Annotated in this window: 3 protein-coding genes; all 3 read right to left on the bottom strand. The window is 68.8% G+C overall.

Annotated features, from left to right (window positions below; genetic code table 11):
• On the bottom strand, positions 1-224 hold a 224-nt coding region (locus TSO221_RS34625; RefSeq protein WP_146209014.1), incomplete at its 3' end, for a TRAP transporter large permease subunit.
• Positions 224-784, bottom strand: a complete 561-nt coding sequence (locus TSO221_RS34620) for a TRAP transporter small permease (protein ID WP_109122975.1) — start codon at positions 782-784, stop codon at positions 224-226. The genes TSO221_RS34625 and TSO221_RS34620, both read right to left, overlap by 1 nt.
• Positions 784-1,501 (bottom strand): TRAP transporter substrate-binding protein DctP (gene dctP / locus TSO221_RS34615; protein ID WP_109122974.1); only part of this gene is annotated, 718 nt, incomplete at its 5' end. The genes dctP and TSO221_RS34620, both read right to left, overlap by 1 nt.

The following is a 1,501-nucleotide window of genomic DNA, read 5'->3' as shown; positions in this document are numbered from 1 at the left end:
CCGATGGCGGCGCCCTTCAGGATGAACAGCGGGATGGTGAGCAGCGTGATGCTCGCCATCTCCTCGTAGACGTTCTGCGCGATGGTGTCGAGCGACGCCGCCGGCATGAAGATCCACATGAAGATCAGCGCCACCAGCCCCAGCGCGAAGGCGATGGGGATGCCGGTGAACAGGATGCCCAGCGTCGCCGCGCCGTACAGCAGGCCGAGTTCCAGCGCACCCATCACGCCTCCTCCCGGCTGCCCAGCAGCGAGTCGAGGATCTGCAGCAGCATCTGCAGCGCCAGCAGCGTCATGCCGAGCGACATGACCGAGTAGGGGATCCACAAGGGCGGCGCCCAGGCGGAATGGGTGACCATGCCGTCCTCCCACGCCTCGTGGAACAGCGCCCACGACTTCCAGGCGAAGAACGCGCAGAAGACCAGCGAGGCGACGTCGGCCAGGAAGCGGCGCACCCGGTCCACCCCGGCCGGCAGCAGCTCGGCCACCGCGTCGATGGCGACGTGGCCGCGCCGCGCCTGCACCCAGGCCGCCGACATGAAGGTGGCGCCGACCAGCAGGAACACCGCCAACTCGTCCTGCCAGTCCGCCGGGTGGCGGAAGACGTAGCGGACCACCGCCTCATGGGTCAGCACCGCGCCGGCGACCACCAGCGCGATGGCCGACAGCACCACCACCACCCGGTTCACGATGTCCAGCAGCGCCCCCACCACGCGGAGACCCGGCGCCCGCTGCACCGGCCGGGCCGCCGCCTCGATCACCAGGTTCCGTTCGGCGGTGGACATCAGACGGACTCCGCCAGCTTCAGCAGGCGCGCACCGTCCTTGGTGCGCTCGGCGAAGTCCTTCCAGGCGGTCTCGCGGGCGATCTCCTTCCAGCGGTTGACGGTGGCCGCCGACATCTCCTGCACCTTGACCCCGGCCTTGCCGTAGATCTCCGAGATGCGGGCGTCGTCGGCGCGCGCCTGCTCGTAGCCGAAGGTCTCGACCTCCTCGCCGACCTGCACCAGCACCTTCTGCTGGTCGGCGGGCAGCGCGTCGAAGACCTGCTTCGACATCATCAGCGGCTCCAGCATGAACCAGTAGCTGCCCTGCCGGCCGACCGTGAGGTTCTTCGACAGCTCCTCCAGCTTGAAGGAGATCAGGCTGGTCGCCGAGGTGATGGCGGCGTCCACGGCACCCGTCTGCATGCCCGCATAGAGTTCGTTGGAAGGAATGGTGCTGACCGCGGCACCCGCGGCCTTCAGCATCATGTCCATCTCGCGCGAGCCGCCGCGCACCTTCAGGCCCTTGAAATCCTCCGGCTCGACCACCGGGCCGCCGCGCGACGCGGTGCTGCCCGACTGCCAGACCCAGCTCAGCAGCACGATGCCCTTGGAGTCGAGGATGCGGGTCAGCTCCCGGCCGATCTCCGCCTTCTTCCACTTCATGCCCTGCTCGTAGCTGGTGACCAGGCACGGCATCAGGCCGAGGTTGGTCTCCGGCACCTCGCCGCCGGCGTAG

This window comes from Azospirillum sp. TSO22-1, from assembly GCF_003116015.1.
In the GTDB taxonomy this organism is placed as follows: Bacteria; Pseudomonadota; Alphaproteobacteria; order Azospirillales; family Azospirillaceae; genus Azospirillum.
Note: the sequence above shows the minus strand (reverse complement) of the source record. Positions and strands in the feature narration are given on the sequence as shown.